Source organism: Sagittula sp. S175 (assembly GCF_049800975.1).
GTDB lineage: Bacteria > Pseudomonadota > Alphaproteobacteria > Rhodobacterales > Rhodobacteraceae > Sagittula.
In genome coordinates this window covers 33,440-52,969 of record NZ_JBNAGB010000022.1, presented here as the reverse complement: position 1 = coordinate 52,969, position 19,530 = coordinate 33,440, and the positions used below count along the sequence as shown (strand labels likewise).

Below are 19,530 nucleotides of genomic sequence, written 5' to 3'. Positions count from 1 at the left end.
GGGGGTTTGATATATTAATTTTTAACAAAATCCCGGGGGGGGGGGGGGGGCCCCCCCCCCGGGGGGGGGGGGGCCCCCCCCCCCCCCCGGTCGCCTGAGCGCAGCTCAGGCGAAAAGCCTCTGGACCATCGCAAGCGCAAGAGAAAGTGACAGGCCCCGACGCTTACCGCCCGCCGAAGATGTCCCGCAAGACGTCTTCCAGCTTGTTGTTCCCCACGCGCGGCTGTTCGCGTTGCGGCTGGGGGGCTGGTTGCGGCACGGGTTGCATCTGTACCTGCGGTACGGGAACCGGCTCCGGCGCGGGGGGCGGGGCAGGGGCCACGGGTTCTTCCATGGGCAGGGGGCGCGGCGGGATCCCGTCCTGGACGCGGGTCATGACCTCGGCCCAGATCTCGGCGGGCAGACCGCCGCCGGTCACGCCTTTCAGCGGCGTGTTGTCGTCGTACCCCATCCAGACGCCGGTGACGTAATCGGCGGTGAACCCCACAAACCACGCGTCCCGTGCCTCCTGCGATGTGCCGGTCTTGCCCGCCACCTGCCAGCCGTCCAGCCGGGCGCGGGTGCCGGTGCCCTCGGACACGACCTTTTCCATCATCCAGGTCAGCTGCTTCGCCGCGCCCTCTTGGATCACCCGCTCGCCGATGCCCCCGCCCGAGCCCATCAGCGCGTCCTGATCGCCCTTCAGCCGCAATTCGCGCAGCCCGTAGGGGGTCACGGAGGAACCGCCGTTGAGGATCCCCGCATAGGCGCCGGTCATCTCCAGCAGCGTCGCCTCGGAGGTGCCCAGGGCCATGGCGGGCGTGTCGTGCAGGTCGCGGTAGATGCCGAAATCGCGCGCCACCTTCATCACGAGGTCGCGCCCAACCGATTCCGACACCTTCACCGCCGGGATGTTGAGCGAGCGTTTCAGCGCCTCGGTCAGGGTCACCCGGCCGGCGTATTTCTTGGTGTAGTTCTCGGGGCACCATTCGCCCGAGCCGGGGATGTTCATGCAGTAGGGCTCGTCCGCCACCGTGTCATAGGGCGAATAGCCCAACTCCAGCGCCGTGGCATAGATGAAGGGCTTGAAGGCCGAGCCGGTCTGCCGCACGGCCTGGGACGCACGGTTGAACAGGCCCGTCGCATCCACGTCGCGGCCGCCCACCATGGCGCGCACCGCGCCGTCGGCGGACATGACGATCACCGCGACCTCGGCCTTTGATCCCGAACTGACCTTCTCGTTGAAGATCTTCAGCACCGCGTCCTGCGTCGCCTTCTGGATGCGCGGGTCCAGCGTGGTCGAGATCACCACGTCCTCGGTCGTGTCGCGGGTGAAGAACTCCGGCCCCGACTGCATCACCCAGTCGGCAAAATACCCGCCGCCCAGCGATTTCGCCTGGCTCGACAGGGTGGCCGGATTGTCCCGGTACTGCTTTGCCTCGGCGGCGGACAGGTATCCCTGCTCCTCCATCAGCCGAAGCACCGTGGCCGACCGGTCCTGGCTGCGCTTCAGGTTCGACGTCGGCGCCAGCGTCGAGGGCGCGGTCAAAAGCCCTGCCATCATCGCCGCCTCGCCCGCGTTCAGCTGCGCCGCGTGCTTGCCGAAATAGCGCTGCGCCGCGGCCTCGGCCCCGTAGGCTCCGCCGCCCATGTAGGCGCGGTTGAGGTAGATCGAGAGGATCTCGTTCTTGGTGTACTTGACCTCCATCGCCATGGCGAAGATCGCTTCGTTGATCTTGCGCTCCAGCGAACTGCGGCGGCAGTCCTCGACGAAATCGGCTTCTTTCTCCCATTCCTTCGGGTCGAACATGCGCCCGAGGCACAGCAGTTTGGCCGTCTGCTGCGTGATGGTGGACCCGCCGTGGCCGGACAAGGGGCCGCGCCCTTCGCTCAGGTTGATGCGGATGGCCGAGGCGATGCCGCGCGGGCTGAGACCGAAATGGCCGTAGAAGCGCTTGTCCTCCGTGGCGACCACGGCGTTCTTCAGGTGCGGGCTGACCGAATCGGCGGTGATCGCGCCGCCGAACTGGTCGCCGCGCAGGGCAAAGACCCGGTTGTCACGATCGAGCAGCGTCACCGACCCGCGCGCGCGCCCGTCCATGTAGGCGCTCACGTCGGGCAGGGTCGATTCGACGTACAGAACCCAGGACCCGATCCCCAGCGCGAACAGCACCACGACCGTCAGCGTCAGCTTGAACACCAGCCCCAGCAGCCAGCCCACGAAGGCCGCAATATACCCCAGGGGGCCGCGCGGCCCCCTCGGCCCGCGCTTGCGCGGTGCTTTCTTCGGTTTCGGAGCCGCTTTTTTCGGCGCTGCTTGCGCGGGTTTGCCGGCATACCGCCGATCCGCCACCAGCCGACCGGGCTTGCGCGTGGAACTCATGGAACTCAGGCCTGCTCATGTTCTTCGTTGGGGGCGACTCTACCTGCTCCACGGAGGAATGTTGACCACTTCCAACCCGTCCTCGCGTTTTTGTTTTGCGCAAAATATGGGCAATGATTTTAGTTTGCACAAAAAACAGACTTTCAGCCTTCGCAAACCGCCCGCTTTTTCGCCAAAGTCTTCAATTTGGCCCCGCCACAGCGTCTTGCTGCAGGGGCAAATTGCGGGACGCTCTCCCGCCAAGACCGAAGGGGAACAAGGTGAAACTGATCATTGCAACGATCAAGCCGTTCAAGCTCGAAGAGGTGCGCGAAGCCCTCACGGGCATCGGCGTGCGCGGCATGATGGTGACGGAAATCAAGGGCTTCGGCTCTCAGTCCGGCCATACCGAAATCTACCGCGGCGCGGAATACGCCGTGAACTTCGTGCCGAAGATCAAGCTGGAAATCGTCGTCAGCGCGGCCATGGCCGAGCAGGTCGTCGAAACCATCAAGACCACGGCACAGACCGGCAAGATCGGCGATGGCAAGATCTTCGTTCTCGACGTGCAGCAGGCTGTTCGCGTGCGCACCGGCGAAACCGACGCAGACGCGCTGTAAGAGAGTCCAAAGGGGATACAACGCAATGAAACTGTTCAATTCCGTTGCCGCGGCTGCGGTGCTGGTGGCCCTGCCCACCCTGGGCCTGGCCCAGGAAGAGGCAGCCGAGGTCCTGCCGGCAGCCACCGAGATCGGCTACATCTTCAACACCTTCATGTTCCTGGTCTGCGGCTTCCTCGTGATGTGGATGGGCGCGGGCTTCTCGATGCTCGAAGCGGGCCTCGTGCGCCAGAAGAACGTGACCATGCAGTTGATGAAGAACATCGCGCTCTTCGCCATCGCTGCGATCATGTACTACCTCGTCGGCTATAACCTGATGTACCCGGGCGACGCCTGGACCGTGACCAACATCCTCGGCGCCTTCGGCACCGCGCAGATGGAACAGGTCGGCGGCTCGCCGGAAACCGACCTGACCTATGCCTCCGTCGGTTCCGACTTCTTCTTCCAGCTGATGTTCTGCGCCACCACCGCGTCGATCGTGTCCGGTACGCTGGCCGAGCGCATCAAGCTGTGGCCGTTCCTGATCTTCGTGGTCGTGCTGACCGCGTTCATCTACCCGATCCAGGCCTCCTGGAAGTGGGGCGGCGGTTTCCTGAACGAAATGGGTTTCCTCGACTTCGCTGGCTCGACCGTGGTGCACTCCGTGGGTGGCTGGGCCGCTCTGACCGGTGCCCTGATCCTCGGCCCGCGTATCGGCAAGTACAAGGACGGCCGCACCATCCCGATGCCGGGTTCGAACCTGACCCTCGCAACGCTTGGTACGTTCATCCTGTGGCTCGGCTGGTTCGGTTTCAACGGTGGCTCGCAGCTGTACATGAACACTGCTGGCAACGTGGCTGACATCTCCCGCATCTTCGCCAACACCAACACGGCGGCAGCAGGTGGCGCGATCACTGCCCTGATCCTGACGCAGATCATGTACAAGAAGCCGGACCTCACCATGGTGCTGAACGGCGCGCTGGCTGGCCTGGTGTCCATCACCGCCGAACCGCTGACCCCGTCGCTGGGCGCAGCAACCCTGATCGGCATGGTCGGTGGCGTGATCGTGGTCTTCGCCGTGCCCTTCCTGGACAAGCTGAAGATCGACGACGTGGTCGGCGCGATCCCGGTTCACCTGATGGCGGGCATCTGGGGCACCATCGCAGTGGTCTTCACCAACGGTGACGCAACCATCGGCGTGCAGCTCTACTCCATCCTGGTGGTCGGCATCTTCACCATCGTCTTCTCCGGCGTGGTCTGGTTCATCCTGAAGCTGGTCATGGGCATCCGTGTCGGCGAGGAAGAAGAAATCATGGGCCTCGACATGGCCGAGCTGGGCATGGAAGCCTACCCCGAGTTCTCCAAGGGCTGAGGACCTCCCCCTCAACCCAAAGGCACTGGCCCGGGCGCGAAAGCGCCCGGGTTTTGCGTTTGCCGGCCTGCGGCCTTGGGCGCGAAAGCGCCGGGGTTTTTGCATTTTCACAACCTGCGGCCTTTGGCGCGAAAGCGCCCCCGGCTCCGCTTGCCGTGTCAGGCTGCTTCGAAATCCGCCGGAGCCTGGTCAGCAGGCGCCTTTCCAAAGTCCACATTGACCGAGGTCGGCAAGTCCGTTGGCACTTCGTCGAAGTTCACCACCGCGTCGACGCCGTATTTGCCCCAGAACTTGCCCTTCAGCTCGACGGAGGCATAGTGCACCTGTTCATTGTTCCCTGTTACCTTCAGGTCCGGCTCCATGGCGCTCAACAGCTTGGCCGCGTCTACCGAGCTCAGTTCCTTTCCGTCAGCCACCACTTGCACCAGGACGTGCAAGATGAAGTCGGTCGTGATGTTGTCGTAATACTCCACGAACATCGTCGCTTGTTTGCGCTCGCCTTTGGACACGCTCATTTCTGCCGACACGCTGAAGGTCTGCGTGCTGTCCTCTGTCCAGTCCTGCTGGGCACCTGCGGTCAGCCCGATCTCGGTCGAAAGGGTCACGGTGCCGGAGACGTTGCCCTTTGCCTCTGCAAGGAAGGGGATGTCTATGCCACCCGAGGCCCCGACCGTCACGGATTCCGACATGGTCTGGGTGACAGAGATGCTTTGCGTCAGGCCCCAGTGGAACTGCGCGTTGTAGGACCGCACCAGCTCTGCCGTGGCGGTCCCATCTGCGCCTCCGTTCACCTTCATGACGGCAGAGGCAGTGTGCTTTGGCGTCGGTTTCCCGCCCTCTGTCTGTGGGTAGGTGATGCCGTTGTAGGTGTACTTCAGCTCGATATCGCCCGGCATGACGTAGAAATCGCCTTTATCCTCGTGCGTGTAGCCGCCGGTCGTCAGGTCGGTGTCGTTCTTCGTATACAGGTGCAGCCCCTGCGCGTTGCTGCCGCGATAGATCCGGACCAGTCCCGGCGCGGGCTGTGTCCAGACGTAGCCGAGGATGTCACGGGGCTTTTCCGGGTAGTAGCCGGATGCCGCGGCTTGGGCCACGTCGTCCTGAGACCAGCAGTAAAAATGTTGGCCGTCGCCGTTGACCAGCCTGTGAAGCGGTTCTGTGCCCTCGATCTTGTCCTTCATCACGGTGAAGGCCACGCCCTGCCCGATGCAGCCCACCTGCGGCGACGCGGCGGCATCGTATTCGGTTTTGTCTGTGGTGTAGAAGTTGTCGTTATCGTGGGGATTGGTGGTGTGGTAAACGTTGATCGGGCAGTTCATCTGAAAGCATCCTCCATTATCAGGTGACGGCGATCAGGCTGGCACGTTGACGCTGCGTCAACTTGAATAAACAATCATTGGATGTGTGCGGATCTCCAGATCATTTCATTTCAATGGCTTCCGCCGCGTCGATGGTGGAATTCCTGCCCTTCTGGCGCAGGCATTCGAACGCGATGCGAGTGAGACGAGCCAAATGATTCGCAATGGCGCTGTCGCCCTGGGTGAAATCACGCTGGACTGGTGAATAACCGGCCGGTTCATAACCCGTTTCCAGCCGGGACTCAGCTTTCAATCAGGTTGATGTGCTTGGGTAATGCAGCGCGCGTTGCGTTCATTCCGGCCTATTCCGTGTGTTCGCGCATCCCGATCCGGCATCTCAGGCGGACGTAACAACAGCACGGCCAGAAATGCCCGAGGCGTTCAGGGAGCGCGGGACGCCCTGGCGCGCGGCTTTCAGCGGTCAGATTCCCTCTCCAACCGCTGCCGTGCGATGGATTCGTTTTTCTCGGCCTTGCGGTCGGCGCTCAGGGCTGCTTCGACAAAGTCCAGGTGCCGCTCCACCGCCGCCCGCGCGCCCGCCGCATCGCGGGCTTGCAGCGCCGCGTTGATCTCGCGGTGCTGGTCGAGCAACTGTTCGCGGGTGTTGCGCTGCTTGAACATGATCTGGCGGTTGTAGAACACGCCCTCGCGCAGCAGCTGGTACATGGACCGCATCATGTGCAGCATGATGACGTTGTGGCTGGCCTCGATGATCGCAAGGTGGAAATCCGCGTCCAGCCGGGCTTCCTCCGAGGGATTCCGCTTGCCGTGGGCGGCCTCCATCTTGGCCATCAGGGCGTCGATGACCTTCAGGTCCGTCTCGGTGCCGTTCTGCGCGGCGCGTTCGGCGGCGAGGCCTTCCATGTCGCGGCGGAAGGACAGGTAGTCGAACACCGCCTCGTCGTGGTTGGCAAAGAGGCCGATCAGCGCCTCGGAAAAGGCGCTGCCCAGCACTTCGGTGACAAAGATCCCCGCGTTGGCGCGGCTTTCCAGCAGGCCGCGCGTCTGGAGTTCGGCCACCGCCTCGCGCAGGGACGGGCGCGAGACCCCCAGTTTGTCCGACAGCTCGCGTTCCGAGGGCAGGCGTTCGCCCGGGCGCAGGATGCCGCGCAGGATCAGCTTTTCGATCTGGCGCACGACGGCGGCAGAGAGCTTTTCCGGGTGGACCTTCTCGAAGGGCATGGGCGTCTCCTGTGGTCTGAACTTCTTACCAACCGGGGCGCGTCCTGCAAAGGCGGCTTGGTGTCGGATTGGTTAACAAAAACCTTATGCGGGGCCAAATACCGCCATATTCGGCGACAAATCTGGCGGGGACCAAAGTATCCCGAGGCCCCCATGCTCACCGCTCTGATCGCTTCCCTTCTGGGCGCCATGACGATGGCCGCCATCGCACAGCCCAGCGAGGACCCTGCCACGGACAACGAACCGGACGTTCCGCTGAAGCAGCCGGACGACCATGACGGCATGTCGTTTCAGGCGGGTGAATGGTCCGATCTGGTGACCGGAGAGACCTCCGACGACTGGCTGGCCGGTGGCCGCAGCTGCGACACGATCGAGGGACAGGAGGGCGATGACACGCTGTACGGCGAGCGCGGCCGCGACCTGCTGGAAGGCGGCGCGGGCGATGACCTGCTGGACGGTGGCGCGTGGCACGATGCGCTGGATGGCGGCGAGGGCGACGACCTGCTGATCGGCGGCACCGGCATGGACACGCTCGTCGGTGGCGAAGGCGACGACACGCTGTCAGGCGGCGAATGGGACGACCTTCTGATCGGGGGCGCGGGCTCTGATTCCCTCTCTGGCGATGGTGGCGATGACCTGCTGTATGGCCATACGGCAGGGCTGCCGGGGTCCGAGGACATGACGGCGCGGGCCTTTCACGAGTCGCTGGAAGAGGTCTACGACAATGCCGAAGCCTTTGAGGCACTGACAGAATCCGCGCGCCAGATCGCGGCGGAGGCCTTGTTCAACACGATGGTCGAGCGCTACCCCGGAGCGGTTCCCGGCGCCGACGGTGCGGATACGCTCGACGGTGGGGCGGGCGATGACACGCTCTACGGCGGCGCGGGCGATTTGCTGATCGGCGGAGACGGCAACGACGATTTCCACGTCGCCGAGTGGACCGCAGACCCCGAGAGCTACGGCACGATGATCGACGACTTTGGCGCGGGCGACGACGACCTCGTGGTCGAATACGATGCGTCCACGGGGGCACTGCCGCCGACCATTGATGTTATCACATTCCAGAACGGCGACCAGCAAGTGCTGGCGGACGGGCTGACCGTCGCGACGCTTTATGCGCCGCTGGTGCAGCTGACCGCCGCGGATGTCCTGGTGGTCGGGTTGATGGCCTGACGGCGGCGGGCAAAGGTCACCAGCGGGTCAGGGCGTCCTCGTCCTCGTCGCGGGCAGCAACCCAGCCCGCGTCCTGCCCCACGTGCTCCTTCTTCCAGAAGGGCGCGCGGCTTTTCAGGTAGTCCATCAGGTATTCCGCCGCCTCGAAGGCATCCTTGCGATGGCGCGCGGCGGTGGCGACCATCATGATCTGCTCGCCACGCTCCATCCGGCCAAAGCGGTGGATCACCAGCACGTCGCCAAGCGACCAGCGCTCGGAGGCCTCGGTCGCGATCTTCTCCAGCGCCTTCTCGGTCATGCCGGGGTAGTGTTCGATCTCCATGGCGGACAGGCCACCGTCCACGTCGCGCACCACGCCGGTAAAGGTGACGATGGCCCCCATGTCTTGCCGCCCGGCGGCAAAGCCGGCCGCCTCGGCGCCAAAGTCAAAGGGGGCTTCCTGAACGACGATCCGCATCTCAGCCGCCCGTCATCGGCGGGAAGAACGCCACTTCGCGCACGCCCGAAAGCGGCGCGTCAAAGTCCACGAGGTCCTGATCCACGGCAACCCGCAGCGCGCTCAGATCTTCAAAGGCGGCAGCGTAACGGTCCTCGCGGGCGCGCAGTTCATTGACGAGTTCCATGACCGTCGCCGCCTGCGTGTCCACGGTCTCTTTGGCCACGCCGATCCGCTCGCGCACCCATGCGAAATAGAGAACCTGCATCACGACTCCTCCTTCAGGTGGGGCAGCGCCTTGCGCAAATAGTCCACCCCTGTAATCAGCGTCAGCGCGGCGGCCAGCCATAGAAGCGCGATGCCCAGAGGGGCGGCCCAGATCATGCCGAAGTATTTCCAGCCGAGGCCTTGCGTATCCTCGATGGTGCCGCGCAGCACGCCTTCGATGATCTGTTCATCCATGCCGATGGACGACACTCCGAAATAGTGTTCGAAAACACCATGGCTGAACAACACGGCGATGGCGACCATCTGGAACGTGGTCTTCCACTTCGCCAGTTTCGTCACCTTCAGGGTGCCCGCCACGTCGCCAAGGAACTCGCGCAGCCCCGAGACAAAGACCTCGCGGAACAGGATCACCGTCGCGGGCAGCACCAGCCACGGGCTGTAGGAATTGTAGGCCACCAGCACCATCAGCGCGATCACGACCATGGCCTTGTCGGCGATGGGGTCGAGCATGGTGCCCAACTTGGTTGTCTGGTTCCACGCCCGCGCGAGGTGGCCGTCAAAGAAGTCGGTGATCGCCGCCGACATGAACAGCACCAGCGCCAGCCAGTCCGCCAGCGGGCGCGAGAAATACAGGAACATCACCGCCACACCAGGGGCGGCGAGCAAGCGCAGGGCTGTGAGGATATTGGGCACGGTCCACTTCATTGCCGCATTCCTAAACCTTTCGCGTGAAAGGGGGAAGAGGTGCCCGTTGACGCAGATGGATCAACGGGCAGCATGGCGCGGCGGGATAAGGGAAGGGTAAACGCGGCGGTCGGTCAGCAGTCCCAGAAGCCGAGGAAGGCGGCCTCGGGGCCCTGGGACAGGCTGAAATTCAGTCGGGCATTGGCGCGCAGGTTGGGGCCGGGCAGGTATTCCACCGACATGTTCAGGCCATCGGCGGCCCATTTGCCCGGCTCGGTGGACGACAGCGGAACCAGAACGCCGTTCAGCTGCATGGCACCCGGACCGTCAAGCGCGGTCGTATACAGCACGGGATCCGCCGCGCGGGTATAGCGGAAGGTGCAATCGGCGGTCTGGGCGAGGATCTCGGCGGCCTGTTCCCGGCTCAGCGGCATCGGGTCGAGCGTCGACAGCAGGGTGTTGGACAGGGCGGCCTGCAGGTTGCCGACCTGCGGAGCGGGATCGGTATATGCGGTCTCGACGCTGCGGCCCGCTTCGAGGTCGGCGATCAGGGCGCGCATCTCGGCGATTTCCTTTTGCTGCGCGAGGGCAATGCCCTCTGCCAGCCCGCTGACCCGCGCGTCCGAGAACTGCGCTCGCGTCGAGGTCATCACCGCAATCGAATGGTGCGGGATCATCGCCCGCATGTAGCTGGCATCCTGAACGGTGATCTGCGACCGGACGAGGAACAGCGTCACGACGGCCACGACCGCGCCGCCGATCATGATCCCGAGGTTCACGGTCCGCGACGGGTACATGCCCATCATGAAGGCCATCATCACCACGGCCATCACGCCGCCCATCAGCAGCGCCATGTAGGTGCGCGTCTCGCTGTAGAAGACATGCTCCAGCGCGTAGGTGTTGAGGTACATGAGGCCGAACATGATGACCGTCGAGGCGAGGATCATCGCAGCGAAGCGACCGTAATTCATGGCAATTCCCTTCGTATCTGTCGAAGGGCCAACGCGGCTGTGCGGCGGATGGTTGCCTATTGATCGCGCGCGCGGATGCGGTCGATCAGGCGGGCGCGGGCCTCGGGCAGGGCCTTGTCCCCCATCTGGGGGGCAAGCCGGTGTTCCATGAAGTAGCCCGTGGTGCCAAGGGCCATCACGATTTCCGCGTCGCTGGCAGAGCCTTGGCCCAGCAGCACCGGGGGCAGCGGCAGAAGGTGGTGAATCCAGTTCCCCGCGCCCTCGGCGGTGACGGCGCGCCCGGATTTCGGAGAGACATAGACCAGCCCCTCGCTCCGCCCGGTGACGGCGCATTCATGAAGCGCGAGGGCAAAGCCCATGTCCTCGAGCAGCGCCAGTTCCCAGCGCAGGTAGGCCAGCGGCCAGAGGTCCGGCTGGCCGAGCAGGTCGAGCAGTTGTTCGGAGCGTTGGTACAGGTCGCCATGCGGCACACGCTCGGGCAGGCAGAAGCGCAGCAGCGCCGTGACGGCGTTCAGCCCCGCCAGCGCCAGCCGGTCGCCCATGGCATTGGCGGCGCGCGAGCGCTGCGGCTCGACGGTGAAAGCGCCGATATGGTCCTCCAGCCGCGCGCGCCAGCGCAGGTCCAGCTGCGCGCCGGGTTGCAGGTGAGGGGCCATCTTGCGCGAGGTGCCACCGCGCAGGACACCCGCATGCCGGCCCCGTTCGGGGGTAAAGACGTCGAGGATCAGCGAGGTCTCGCCGTGCCTGCGCGTCGCCAACAAGATGCCCGTGTCCCGCCACTCCATTTGCGGACAATTGAACATTTCCCGCGGCCTGGACAAGGGTTTCTCAACCCCGGTGAGCCATAAGGGGGCGACCTTCAGAAAGGGGGCCTCATGACGCGAAGCGTTGTTGCCGTGTTGTTTTTCGTGCTGTCGCCGATATGGGTGGCTGCGCAGACGATTTCGTTCGAGCCGCGCGGCGGTCTGGTCCCGGCGGGGCAGCCGTTGATCGGAGGTGGAGCGCGGGCGATCATCGGAACGAAGAACGAGGGGCAGGCGCGGGTCTTGCAGGTGAGCCTCGATCCGTCGGGGGCCGATGCCAGCCTGTTTGCCGGGCGGGCGGCGGCCTCTTTCTTTGCGCCCTATCCGGCGCGGGAGGGGCGGCGTGTCGCGCTGCTGCCGATGCGCTCGGGCGACGGTGGGCCGGTTGCGCAACTGCGCGATCTGATCGCTTCGGCCGAGGCGGGGAAGATGCAGTACGACGCAGTGCAGTACGGGGCACGGATCAAGCCGTCGAAGCCGCCGACACAGATGACGATTGCCGAGATTTATCAATGGATTGACGACACACCGGGGCAACCGCACGCGATCGGTCGCTACCAGATCATCCCCAAGACCCTGCGGGGGCTCGTGCGCAAGGCGGGGCTGGATGTGAACACGCGCTATTCTCCGCAGGTGCAGGACCAGCTGGCGGATATCCTGCTGGAGGAAGCGGGGCTGACGGCGATGCGTGAGGGGGTGATGACGCGGACGGCCTTCATGAACAATATCGCGAAGATCTGGGCGGGCTTGCCGAATTCCTCGGGGCGGTCGCATTACCATGGTTACGCGGGCAACGCGGCCTCGATGAGCTGGGCGCATTTCGAGGCGCAGATGGCGCGGATATTCCCGGCGTGATTCAGGCCCGGGGGAGTCGGGGTGTAACCCCGACCTACGCCTGTGGCTGCGGGGTGCCTAGGCAAGACCGTCCTGATCGAGCAGGTGGCGACCCTGCCGGTCCTCGACCTCGATGACCCAGAGGTCCGGGTCGAAAGAACGTTGTTTCGCAATGGCTTCGTCGACATCGCGCTCTGCGCCGGAGGTGAGTTCCGCCCAGTGGCGCGCGCCGGTCATCAGGTCGAAACTGCGGGTGAAGGCGCGGGCCTGACCGTCGAGCGTGGCGAGTTTGACCAGTACGGCACCTGCGGTGTCGTCGCCGTGGGCGGTGACGAAGGCAGGGATGTCGTAGAGGCGCAGGCGGGCGAGGTAGGCGTCGACCCAGAAGCGGGCGGTGAGGCGGGGGGACATGGCGATTCCGGTGCGTCGGCGGGTCTGTCGGAGGGGGGGCTCTGCCCCCGGCGCCTGTGGCGCCTCCCCCGAGGGTATTTGGGAAACCAAAGAAGCAGGAGAGGGCGGGTTCAATGAAGGTCGGACCGCCCGGCCCCGGGGGGTGTCAGGCGTTGCCGTCCTTGAAATCGAGGCCCATTTCCGAGTAGCGCTCGGCCTCCTCCAGCCAATTCTCGCGGACCTTGACCTGAAGGAAGAGGTGGACTTTTCGTCCAAGGAATTCAGAGAGTTCCTCGCGCGCGGCCTTGGAGATCGCCTTGATCGTCTCGCCCTTGTGGCCGAGGATGATGCCCTTGTGGCCGTCGCGGGCGACGTAGATCACCTGGTCGATCCGGGCGGAGCCGTCGTCGCGTTCGGTCCAGTGTTCGGTTTCCACCGTCAGCTGGTAGGGCAGTTCCTGATGCAGGCGCAGGGTGAGTTTCTCGCGGGTCATTTCCGCCGCGATCATGCGCATGGGCAGGTCGGCGATCTGGTCCTCGGGGTAGAGCCATGGCCCTTCGGGGATTTCCTGCGCCAGCCAAGTGCGCAGATCGTCCACGCCATAGCCGCGTTCGGCGGAAATCATGAAGGTCTTCAGGAAGGTGAAGGACTCGTTGAGCGCTTTTGACAGGGCCAGCAGCTCTTCGGCCTTCACGCGGTCTATCTTGTTGATTGCAAGGGCGATTTTGCGGCCCTTGGGCAGGTCTTGCAGACCTTCGAGGATGCGCTTTACGCCGTCGGTGATGCCGCGGTGCGCCTCGACCAGAAGGACCACAACGTCGGCGTCCGATGCCCCGCCCCAGGCGGCGGCGACCATGGCGCGATCGAGACGTCGGCGCGGCTGGAACAGGCCGGGCGTATCGACGAAGATCAGCTGGCTGTCGCCTTCCATCGCGACGCCGCGGATGCGGGCGCGGGTGGTCTGAACCTTATGAGTTACAATGGAAACCTTCGCCCCGACCATGCGGTTCGTCAGGGTGGATTTGCCTGCGTTGGGCTCTCCGATCAGGGCGATGAATCCGGCGCGTGTGGTCATGTCTGGGGTATCTGGTCCTGGAGTTGAAGGCGTCCCCATAGCGGGTTTCGCATGGTTTCGCCATAGCACAAAGGCTTTGCCTTGTCCGGTGCGCGCCGTGCGGGGCGTTAACTCGGGCAGGTTTACCGATTTTTAAGGTGAGTCCCGGCCGGTTTGGGGGGCTTTTCCGGCCGGTTGTTAAGGGGTTTGGCGCGCGTGGGAGCGGGGTCGAATCGGGAACCTGGCCTAAATCGCGTGCGGGGCGCGGTCAGCGGAGACATCGGCGGAATTGCCGCTCACGTTCGCGTGAGGCGCTGCGATTTCCGGCGTCGCCCGTCGCGGATCAGGGACCACGTGCCGGACCCGACGATCAGCGCCGCGCCCGCGAGGGTCAGCGCGTCCGGGCGTTCGTCGAACAGCGTGTAGGCCAGCACCAGCGCCACCAGCAGCCGCGAATAGCGGAAGGGCGCGACGACCGAGACTTCGCCCGTGCGCATCGCCCATGTGATCGCGGTGTAGCCGATCACGCCCGCGATGGCCGTGCCGCAGATGAGCAGCGCCGCATGGGGCGTCGGCAGGCTGGGCGCGCCCGGTTCGAACAGCAGGATCACAAGCCCGGCAAAGGTCACCACGGCAAAGCCCAGCACGCCCAGTTGCGCGGCATGGACATGCATCGGCGCGGTGCGCGTGGCGAGGTCGCGGCCTGCGAAGCCGATCATGCCCAGCACGGCGAGGATCGCGTCGGCGCGGAAGGCCTCGGGCGTTGGGCGGATGATGAGCAGCACGCCGACGAAGCCCACGGCCATGGCGAGCCAGCGCATCGGGCCGATGCGCTCGCCCAGGATCAGTCCCGCGCCGAGCATCACGACAAGCGGTGCGGCCTGCAGGATGGCGGAGGTGGTGGAGAGCGGCGTGTAGGCAAGGCTGAGGGCAAAGAACAGGCGGCCGAGGATCTCGAACCCGGTGCGGATCAGCAGGCCACGTTTGAGGTATTCGGGGGTCCAGACGGGGACGCCCTGTTGGCGGGCGTAAAGCGCGTAGAGGATCATGGCGGACAGGCCGAACTGCACGGTGCCCATGCCGGGGGTGATGCCCCCCGTGGCGGTGGCGGCCTTGAAGAAGGCGTCCTCGATCCCGAAGCCCAGCATGGCGAGGATCATGAAGAGGGAGCCGCGGAGGTTGTCGGTCATGGGCCTGTCCGTGATGCGCGTGACAGGGGTGTCACGGCGCGGGCGGTAGGGCAAGGGGTTGTGGCGCGGCCGCGTTTCAGGTCTTGTCTTTGCAGCATTTTAAAGAGGTGAAGTTTTCCGTGGTCGTTTGGATCGTTGCCGTCATTGTCATGGTTCTTGTCGTTGCTGTTGCGGTGATCCTGACGCAACAGGCGGAGCGAAAGCAGCAGGATGAGGACGCCGTCCGCCGCCGAGCGGAAGCGGATCGTCTGAGGGCGTCGGGTCACGGTCGACCTGCCCCACGACGGCATGTGACGCTCGAAACGATGCCATTGGGACGGCCGGGGCGGGAGCGGACGGATCGCATCCAATCCCGGGCGGAGGAGATCCTGGCAGACAAGTTGGCAGGCCGGTCCCAGCCGGGCGAGCGACGCCATGTGCCGCTGGAGACGACGCCTCTGGGGAGTCCGGGGAAGTCGTGGGGGAGGGCGATCCGTCGGCCTGTGCGCCCGGCCCGGTGCGCAAGATCCTGAAGGGCAAGGCCTGGGTGATCGACGGGGATACGATCGATGTGGCAGGGGTGCGTTTGCGGCTGTTCGGGATCGACGCACCGGAGTTGGATCATCCGCATGGGCTGAATGCCAAGCGGGCGATGATGCGGCTGTGCAAGGGGCAGATCGTCAGTGCAGAGGTGGTGGACGAGGACGCGCATGGGCGGACGGTGGCGCGCTGCCTGCTGCCCGACGGGCGCGACCTCTCGGCGGAATTGGTGAAGCAGGGGCTGGCGCTGGATTGGCCGAAGTTCTCGGGCGGGTGCTATGCGGCCCTCGAGGTTGCCGACGTGCGGCGCAAGTTGTGGTTGGCGGCGGCGCGGCAGAAGGGGCACATGCACGTCTGGGCGCAGTTCGAGGCGCGCAAGGGGGCGCGTGCCTCGGAGGCGGGCGGGGCGAAATCCTGACAGGATTTCGGGCCGGAACCTTTGCAAGGTTCCGGCCGCAGCGCAGGCCTCAGGGGCGGCGCTGGAACACGATCACCAGCATCGCCAGCAGCGACGACCCCAGCATCAACAGCAGCGAGACGGCGTTGAGCAGGGGGGTGGAGCCTTCCTTGAGCCGGTCGAACATGGCGATGGTCAGCGGCGCATCCGACCCCACCAGCATCAGCGTGGTGTTGAAGTTCTCGAAGCTCATGAGGAAGGCCACGACCACCGCGCCGACCATGGCCGGGGCGAGGAAGGGCAGGGTGATCGTGCGTACCGCCGTCAGCCGGTCCGCGCCGAGGTTCAGCGCCGCGTCCTCCAGCGTGCGGTCGAACTTTTGCAGGCGGGCGGAGATCACCAGCGTGGCGATGGTGGTGATGAAGCTGAACTGACCCAGCACCACCAGCAGCAGGCCGGGGCGCAGGGCCTGGATGTCCACCTGCGCCATGTCCCACAGCCCGTTGGCCAGCGTCGAGGAGGCCACGAGGATCGAGATGCCCAGCACGATGCCGGGGATCACCAGCGGCAGCAGCATCAGGACGTACAGCAGCCCCTTGCCGCGAAAGTCGTAGCGGTTGAAGAGGAAGGCGTTGGTGGTGCCGACCCCCACCGACAGCACCGCCACGCAGAGCGCGACGAAGGCCGAGGTGCCGATGGCGCGCAGGATGCCGCGTTCGTGGAACACGCCGATCTGCGGGCGGGTGTCGCCGAAGAACCAGTTCCACGTAAAGCCTTCCCAAGGCAGCGAGGGGAACTGGCTGTCGTTGAAGGCGAAGACCGCGACCACGGTCAGCGGCAGGGCGAGGTAGACGAAGAACAGCGCGACATAGGCGCCGTAGGTCCAGCGGAAGGCGCGGGAGGAGGGGATCGTCGGGATCATCCCATGGTCTCCTTCAACGTGCGGCCTGTCAGTTTCAGCATCCCCCAGACGATCACGGAGGACAGCAGCAGCAGCAGGAAGCCGAAGGCCGCGCCGAGCTCCCAGTTCGAGCGCACGATGAACTGGTTGTAGATCATCTCGGTGAACCAGAGGCTGTCCTTGCCGCCGAGCATGGTGGGCGTCAGGTAGTTGCCCAGCGACAGCATGAAGACCACGATGCAGCCCGAGACGATGCCCGGCATGGCGTGGGGGATGATGATCTCGCGCAGCACCGACAGCCCGTTGCCGCCGAGGTCGTAGCCCGCCTCGATCACGCTGTCGTCGAGGCTTTGCAGCGTTGTCACCAGCGGCACCACCATGAACAGCATGGAGGTGTAGACGAGGCCGACCATCATGGTGGCGTCGGTGTAGAGCAGCTCGACCGGCTGGTCGGCGAGGCCGGTCCATTGCAGCAGGTTCGACACGAGGCCGGTTTCGCGCAGCAGGATCATCCAGCCGAAGGTGCGCACCAGTTCGGAGACGTAGAACGGGATCAGGCAGAGCATGAAGAGCACCTGTTGCAGGCGTCCCTTGGCCATCTTGGCGATGTAATAGGCGACCGGGAAGGCGATCAGCAGGGTGATGAGGGTGGCCAGCACGGACATGACGGCGGTGCGCGCAAAGGTGCGCAGGTACAGCGGTTCGGTCAGCGCTTTCTCGTAATGCGTCAGGCTGGGTTCGTAGACGCCAAAGCTGATGCGTTCGCGCAGCGAGATCAGCGCCATGTCGATATGCGGGATGAGGATGAGCAGGCCGAGCCACAACACCAGGGGCGTCAGCAGCAGGTAAAACGCGATGCGGGACTGGCTGCGCATCAGGTTGCCCCGAAACAGGTCGCCCCGAAACAGGTGGCCTGCCCCGCGCCCCAGCCGATGTGCACCGTGTCGCCGCGCTTGAGCGCCGCGAATTCGCCGGATTGGGGCAGGGTGACTTCGAGCGTTTCGCCCGCGTCGTCCTGCACCAGCACGCGCGAGGCCGCGCCGTTGAAGAGGATGCTGGTCACGGTGCCCTGCAGGCGGTTGTCGAAGGTGGACAGCGCCTCGGCCGAGGCGGCGAGGCGGATGGATTCGGGGCGGACGAAGATCTCGGCCTCTGCGCCCTCGGGCAGGGCGGCGCCCGTGGCGCGCATGGCGAGGCCGGTGTCGGTGCGCAACTGCACCTCGGTGCCGGAGGCGCGCTCGATGCGGCCTTTCCAGCGGTTCGATTCGCCGATGAACCCGGCGACGAAGGGCGTGTCGGGGCGGTAGTACAGGTCCTGACCCGTGCCGACCTGTTCGAAGCGGCCATGGTTCATGACGGCGATCTGGTCGGACATGACCAGCGCCTCGGACTGGTCGTGGGTGATGTAGACAAACGTGGTGTCAAAGGCGGCCTGAAGCGATTTCAGCTCGACCTTCATGTGTTCGCGCAGCTTCAGGTCCAGCGCGCCGAGCGGTTCGTCCAGCAGCAGAACGTCGGGTTCCAGCACCATGCAGCGGGCGATGGCCACGCGCTGCTTTTGCCCGCCCGACAGTTCATCGACCTTGCGTTTGCCGATCCCCGGCAGGCCGATCCGGTCGAGCGCCTCGTCGACCTTGCGCGCGATCTGATCCTTCGGCAGACCCCGCCGCCGCAGCCCGTAGCCGATGTTCTCGGCAATGGTCATCATGGGGAACAGGGCCAGATGCTGAAACACCATGTTCACCGGGCGCTTGTTCGGGGGCGTGTCCAGCACCGAGCCGCCCTTGATCCGGATATCGCCCGAGGTCGGGTCGAGGAAGCCCGCGATCATGCGCATGATCGTCGTCTTGCCGCAGCCGGAGGGGCCGAGGATGGAAAAGAAACTGCCCGGCGGCACCGAGAAGGACACGTTGTCGACGGCGGTGGTCTCGTCGAACCGTTTTACCAGATCGACGCATTCCAGATCAGGGGTCATGGGGAGTCCGTTTGAAGGGGGGCGGCCCCGACGCAGGGGGCCGCCCGGATGGTCAGTTCGCCGCCTGGACGCGGTCCAGCACTTCGCCTTCGATGGCTTCGAGGCCCGCGGGCACCGGCGGATACCACTTGATGTTGTCGATGGCCTCCTGCGGGAAGCTGGCCTGATACTTGGCCTTCAGGCCCTCTTCGGCAAAGGCGTCCGACCCGGCGGAGGCGGTGAAGTTGCCCGCCGCTTCGGTGATCTTGGCCGCGATTTCCGGCTGCATCACGAAGTTGATCCAGTCATAGGCCGCCTGATCGGCCTGCCCCTTGGCGGGCAGCACGAAGGTGTCGATCCAGCCCAGCGCACCGGAGGCGGGCGCGACAAAGGTGATGTCCTTGTTGTCGTCGTTCAGCTTCCAGCCGCCGGTGTCCCATGCCATCGACGCGGTCACTTCGCCCGAACGCACGAGGTTCATCAGCTCGTCGCCGCCCCCCCAGTAGGTTTTGACGTTGGCCTTGCACTCGGTCAGCTTGGCCTCGACCTTTTCCATGATTTCCTTGTACTTCGCCTCGTCGCCATAGGCGGCAAAGGGGTCTTCGCCCATGGCGAAGGCAAAGCCGATCAGCGTCGGGCGCTTCAGGCGGTAGGACACCTTGCCCGCCACTTCCGGCGCGCAGAGGTCGGTATAATCCTTGACGACCGCGCCTGCCTCGGCGGTGTTCATCACCAGCCCGGAGGTGCCCCAGACATGCGGCACGCCGTAGACGTCACCGTTCACAGTGGTGTTCTCCATCGTCGCCTTCAGCATCGACGGGATGAACAGGTCCTGGTTCAGCTTGGACACGTCGATCGGCTTGTAGATGCCGAATTCCATCTGCGGACCCATGACGCGGTCCTGGCTGGGCTGCGCGAGGTCGAAGCCGCCGCCGCCGGTGGCGCGCAGCTTGGCGATCATTTCCTCGTTGTTGGACTTGGTGACCTCGACCGTGTGGCCGGTTTGTTCCTCGAACATCTGCACCACGTCGTCGGGCGCGTAGCCGCCCCATGTCAGCAGGCGCAGCGTGTCGGCCTGCGCAACGGAGGCGAGGCCCGCCAGCAGGGTGGTAGCGAGCAGAACTGTTCTGGTCATGGAGTATCC

Annotated in this window: 21 protein-coding genes; 5 read left to right on the top strand and 16 right to left on the bottom strand. The window is 65.0% G+C overall.

The genetic code is table 11. The features are described from left to right. Nucleotides 1-163 precede the first annotated feature (163 nt). The gene (locus ACP16H_RS21040; RefSeq protein ID WP_425074201.1) at nucleotides 164-2,362 is read right to left on the bottom strand and encodes a transglycosylase domain-containing protein; all 2,199 of its coding nucleotides are present in this window, start codon (nucleotides 2,360-2,362) and stop codon (nucleotides 164-166) included. Nucleotides 2,363-2,622: 260 nt separating this feature from the next. On the opposite strand from ACP16H_RS21040, the gene ACP16H_RS21035 reads away from it, so the two are divergent. Together ACP16H_RS21035 and ACP16H_RS21030 are read left to right on the top strand one after the other, a co-directional pair. Next, on the top strand, nucleotides 2,623-2,961 hold the full coding sequence (locus ACP16H_RS21035) for a P-II family nitrogen regulator (RefSeq protein ID WP_107978485.1): 339 nt from the start codon (nucleotides 2,623-2,625) through the stop codon (nucleotides 2,959-2,961). Nucleotides 2,962-2,986: 25 nt separating this feature from the next. Next, nucleotides 2,987-4,312 carry an ammonium transporter gene (locus tag ACP16H_RS21030; RefSeq protein WP_425074200.1) on the top strand — a complete coding sequence of 442 codons (1,326 nt, stop codon included), beginning with the start codon at nucleotides 2,987-2,989 and terminating at the stop codon, nucleotides 4,310-4,312. A 158-nt stretch (nucleotides 4,313-4,470) separates the two neighbouring features. On the opposite strand, the gene ACP16H_RS21025 is transcribed toward ACP16H_RS21030, so the two are convergent. From ACP16H_RS21025 to ACP16H_RS21015, 3 genes are all read right to left on the bottom strand, one after another. Beyond that, a complete protein-coding gene (locus ACP16H_RS21025; RefSeq protein ID WP_425074199.1) occupies nucleotides 4,471-5,631 on the bottom strand; it encodes a hypothetical protein in 1,161 nt (386 codons plus the stop codon). A 100-nt stretch (nucleotides 5,632-5,731) separates the two neighbouring features. Further along, nucleotides 5,732-5,923: a hypothetical protein gene (locus ACP16H_RS21020; RefSeq protein ID WP_425074198.1), complete on the bottom strand. Its 192-nt coding sequence runs from the start codon at nucleotides 5,921-5,923 to the stop codon at nucleotides 5,732-5,734. 161 nt (nucleotides 5,924-6,084) lie between these two features. Further along, nucleotides 6,085-6,852 carry a FadR/GntR family transcriptional regulator gene (locus tag ACP16H_RS21015; RefSeq protein ID WP_425074197.1) on the bottom strand — a complete coding sequence of 256 codons (768 nt, stop codon included), beginning with the start codon at nucleotides 6,850-6,852 and terminating at the stop codon, nucleotides 6,085-6,087. 153 nt (nucleotides 6,853-7,005) lie between these two features. Here ACP16H_RS21015 and ACP16H_RS21010 point away from each other — a divergent pair, with 153 nt between their 5' ends. Beyond that, a complete protein-coding gene (locus ACP16H_RS21010) occupies nucleotides 7,006-8,025 on the top strand; it encodes a calcium-binding protein (protein WP_425074196.1) in 1,020 nt (339 codons plus the stop codon). 16 nt (nucleotides 8,026-8,041) lie between these two features. On the opposite strand, the gene ACP16H_RS21005 is transcribed toward ACP16H_RS21010, so the two are convergent. The 5 genes from ACP16H_RS21005 to recO all read right to left on the bottom strand — a co-directional run bounded on the left by ACP16H_RS21005 (nucleotide 8,042) and on the right by recO (nucleotide 11,129). Beyond that, on the bottom strand, nucleotides 8,042-8,482 hold the full coding sequence (locus ACP16H_RS21005; protein ID WP_425074195.1) for a molybdenum cofactor biosynthesis protein MoaE: 441 nt from the start codon (nucleotides 8,480-8,482) through the stop codon (nucleotides 8,042-8,044). 1 nt (nucleotide 8,483) lies between these two features. Beyond that, on the bottom strand, nucleotides 8,484-8,729 hold the full coding sequence (gene moaD, locus ACP16H_RS21000; RefSeq protein WP_425074194.1) for a molybdopterin converting factor subunit 1: 246 nt from the start codon (nucleotides 8,727-8,729) through the stop codon (nucleotides 8,484-8,486). Further along, the gene (gene pgsA, locus ACP16H_RS20995; protein WP_425074193.1) at nucleotides 8,729-9,394 is read right to left on the bottom strand and encodes a CDP-diacylglycerol--glycerol-3-phosphate 3-phosphatidyltransferase; all 666 of its coding nucleotides are present in this window, start codon (nucleotides 9,392-9,394) and stop codon (nucleotides 8,729-8,731) included. Before pgsA ends, moaD begins: the two co-directional genes overlap by 1 nt. A gap of 113 nt (nucleotides 9,395-9,507) precedes the next feature. Beyond that, nucleotides 9,508-10,344: a DUF305 domain-containing protein gene (locus tag ACP16H_RS20990; RefSeq protein WP_425074192.1), complete on the bottom strand. Its 837-nt coding sequence runs from the start codon at nucleotides 10,342-10,344 to the stop codon at nucleotides 9,508-9,510. Between the two features lie 56 nt (nucleotides 10,345-10,400). Then, nucleotides 10,401-11,129, bottom strand: coding sequence for a DNA repair protein RecO (gene recO, locus ACP16H_RS20985; protein WP_425074235.1), 729 nt, complete (start codon nucleotides 11,127-11,129; stop codon nucleotides 10,401-10,403). 90 nt (nucleotides 11,130-11,219) lie between these two features. On the opposite strand from recO, the gene ACP16H_RS20980 reads away from it, so the two are divergent. After that, nucleotides 11,220-12,002 (top strand): hypothetical protein, encoded by a 783-nt coding sequence (locus ACP16H_RS20980; RefSeq protein WP_425074191.1) that lies wholly within the window; start codon nucleotides 11,220-11,222, stop codon nucleotides 12,000-12,002. Between the two features lie 57 nt (nucleotides 12,003-12,059). On the opposite strand, the gene ACP16H_RS20975 is transcribed toward ACP16H_RS20980, so the two are convergent. The 3 genes from ACP16H_RS20975 to ACP16H_RS20965 form a co-directional block, all read right to left on the bottom strand. Continuing rightward, entirely contained in the window at nucleotides 12,060-12,392 is a 333-nt protein-coding gene (locus ACP16H_RS20975; protein WP_425074190.1) for a DUF1491 family protein, read from the bottom strand. Between the two features lie 145 nt (nucleotides 12,393-12,537). Continuing rightward, a complete protein-coding gene (gene era / locus ACP16H_RS20970) occupies nucleotides 12,538-13,446 on the bottom strand; it encodes a GTPase Era (protein ID WP_425074189.1) in 909 nt (302 codons plus the stop codon). A 275-nt stretch (nucleotides 13,447-13,721) separates the two neighbouring features. Then, the gene (locus tag ACP16H_RS20965) at nucleotides 13,722-14,615 is read right to left on the bottom strand and encodes a DMT family transporter (protein WP_425074188.1); all 894 of its coding nucleotides are present in this window, start codon (nucleotides 14,613-14,615) and stop codon (nucleotides 13,722-13,724) included. 457 nt (nucleotides 14,616-15,072) lie between these two features. Here ACP16H_RS20965 and ACP16H_RS20960 point away from each other — a divergent pair, with 457 nt between their 5' ends. Next, nucleotides 15,073-15,552: a thermonuclease family protein gene (locus ACP16H_RS20960; RefSeq protein ID WP_425074187.1), complete on the top strand. Its 480-nt coding sequence runs from the start codon at nucleotides 15,073-15,075 to the stop codon at nucleotides 15,550-15,552. 49 nt (nucleotides 15,553-15,601) lie between these two features. Here ACP16H_RS20960 and ACP16H_RS20955 read toward each other — a convergent pair whose 3' ends face one another. Genes ACP16H_RS20955 through ACP16H_RS20940 form a run of 4 tightly spaced genes read right to left on the bottom strand, consistent with a single transcriptional unit; the run spans nucleotide 15,602 to nucleotide 19,521 of the window. Continuing rightward, complete coding sequence (locus ACP16H_RS20955) at nucleotides 15,602-16,453, bottom strand: ABC transporter permease (protein WP_425074186.1); 852 nt, start codon at nucleotides 16,451-16,453, stop codon at nucleotides 15,602-15,604. After that, nucleotides 16,450-17,307, bottom strand: a complete 858-nt coding sequence (locus ACP16H_RS20950) for an ABC transporter permease (RefSeq protein ID WP_425074185.1) — start codon at nucleotides 17,305-17,307, stop codon at nucleotides 16,450-16,452. The genes ACP16H_RS20955 and ACP16H_RS20950 overlap by 4 nt, the downstream gene beginning before the upstream one ends. Further along, the gene (locus tag ACP16H_RS20945) at nucleotides 17,307-18,407 is read right to left on the bottom strand and encodes an ABC transporter ATP-binding protein (protein ID WP_425074184.1); all 1,101 of its coding nucleotides are present in this window, start codon (nucleotides 18,405-18,407) and stop codon (nucleotides 17,307-17,309) included. Before ACP16H_RS20945 ends, ACP16H_RS20950 begins: the two co-directional genes overlap by 1 nt. Before the next feature lie 52 nt (nucleotides 18,408-18,459). Further along, entirely contained in the window at nucleotides 18,460-19,521 is a 1,062-nt protein-coding gene (locus ACP16H_RS20940) for an extracellular solute-binding protein (RefSeq protein WP_425074183.1), read from the bottom strand. Nucleotides 19,522-19,530: the final 9 nt, after the last annotated feature.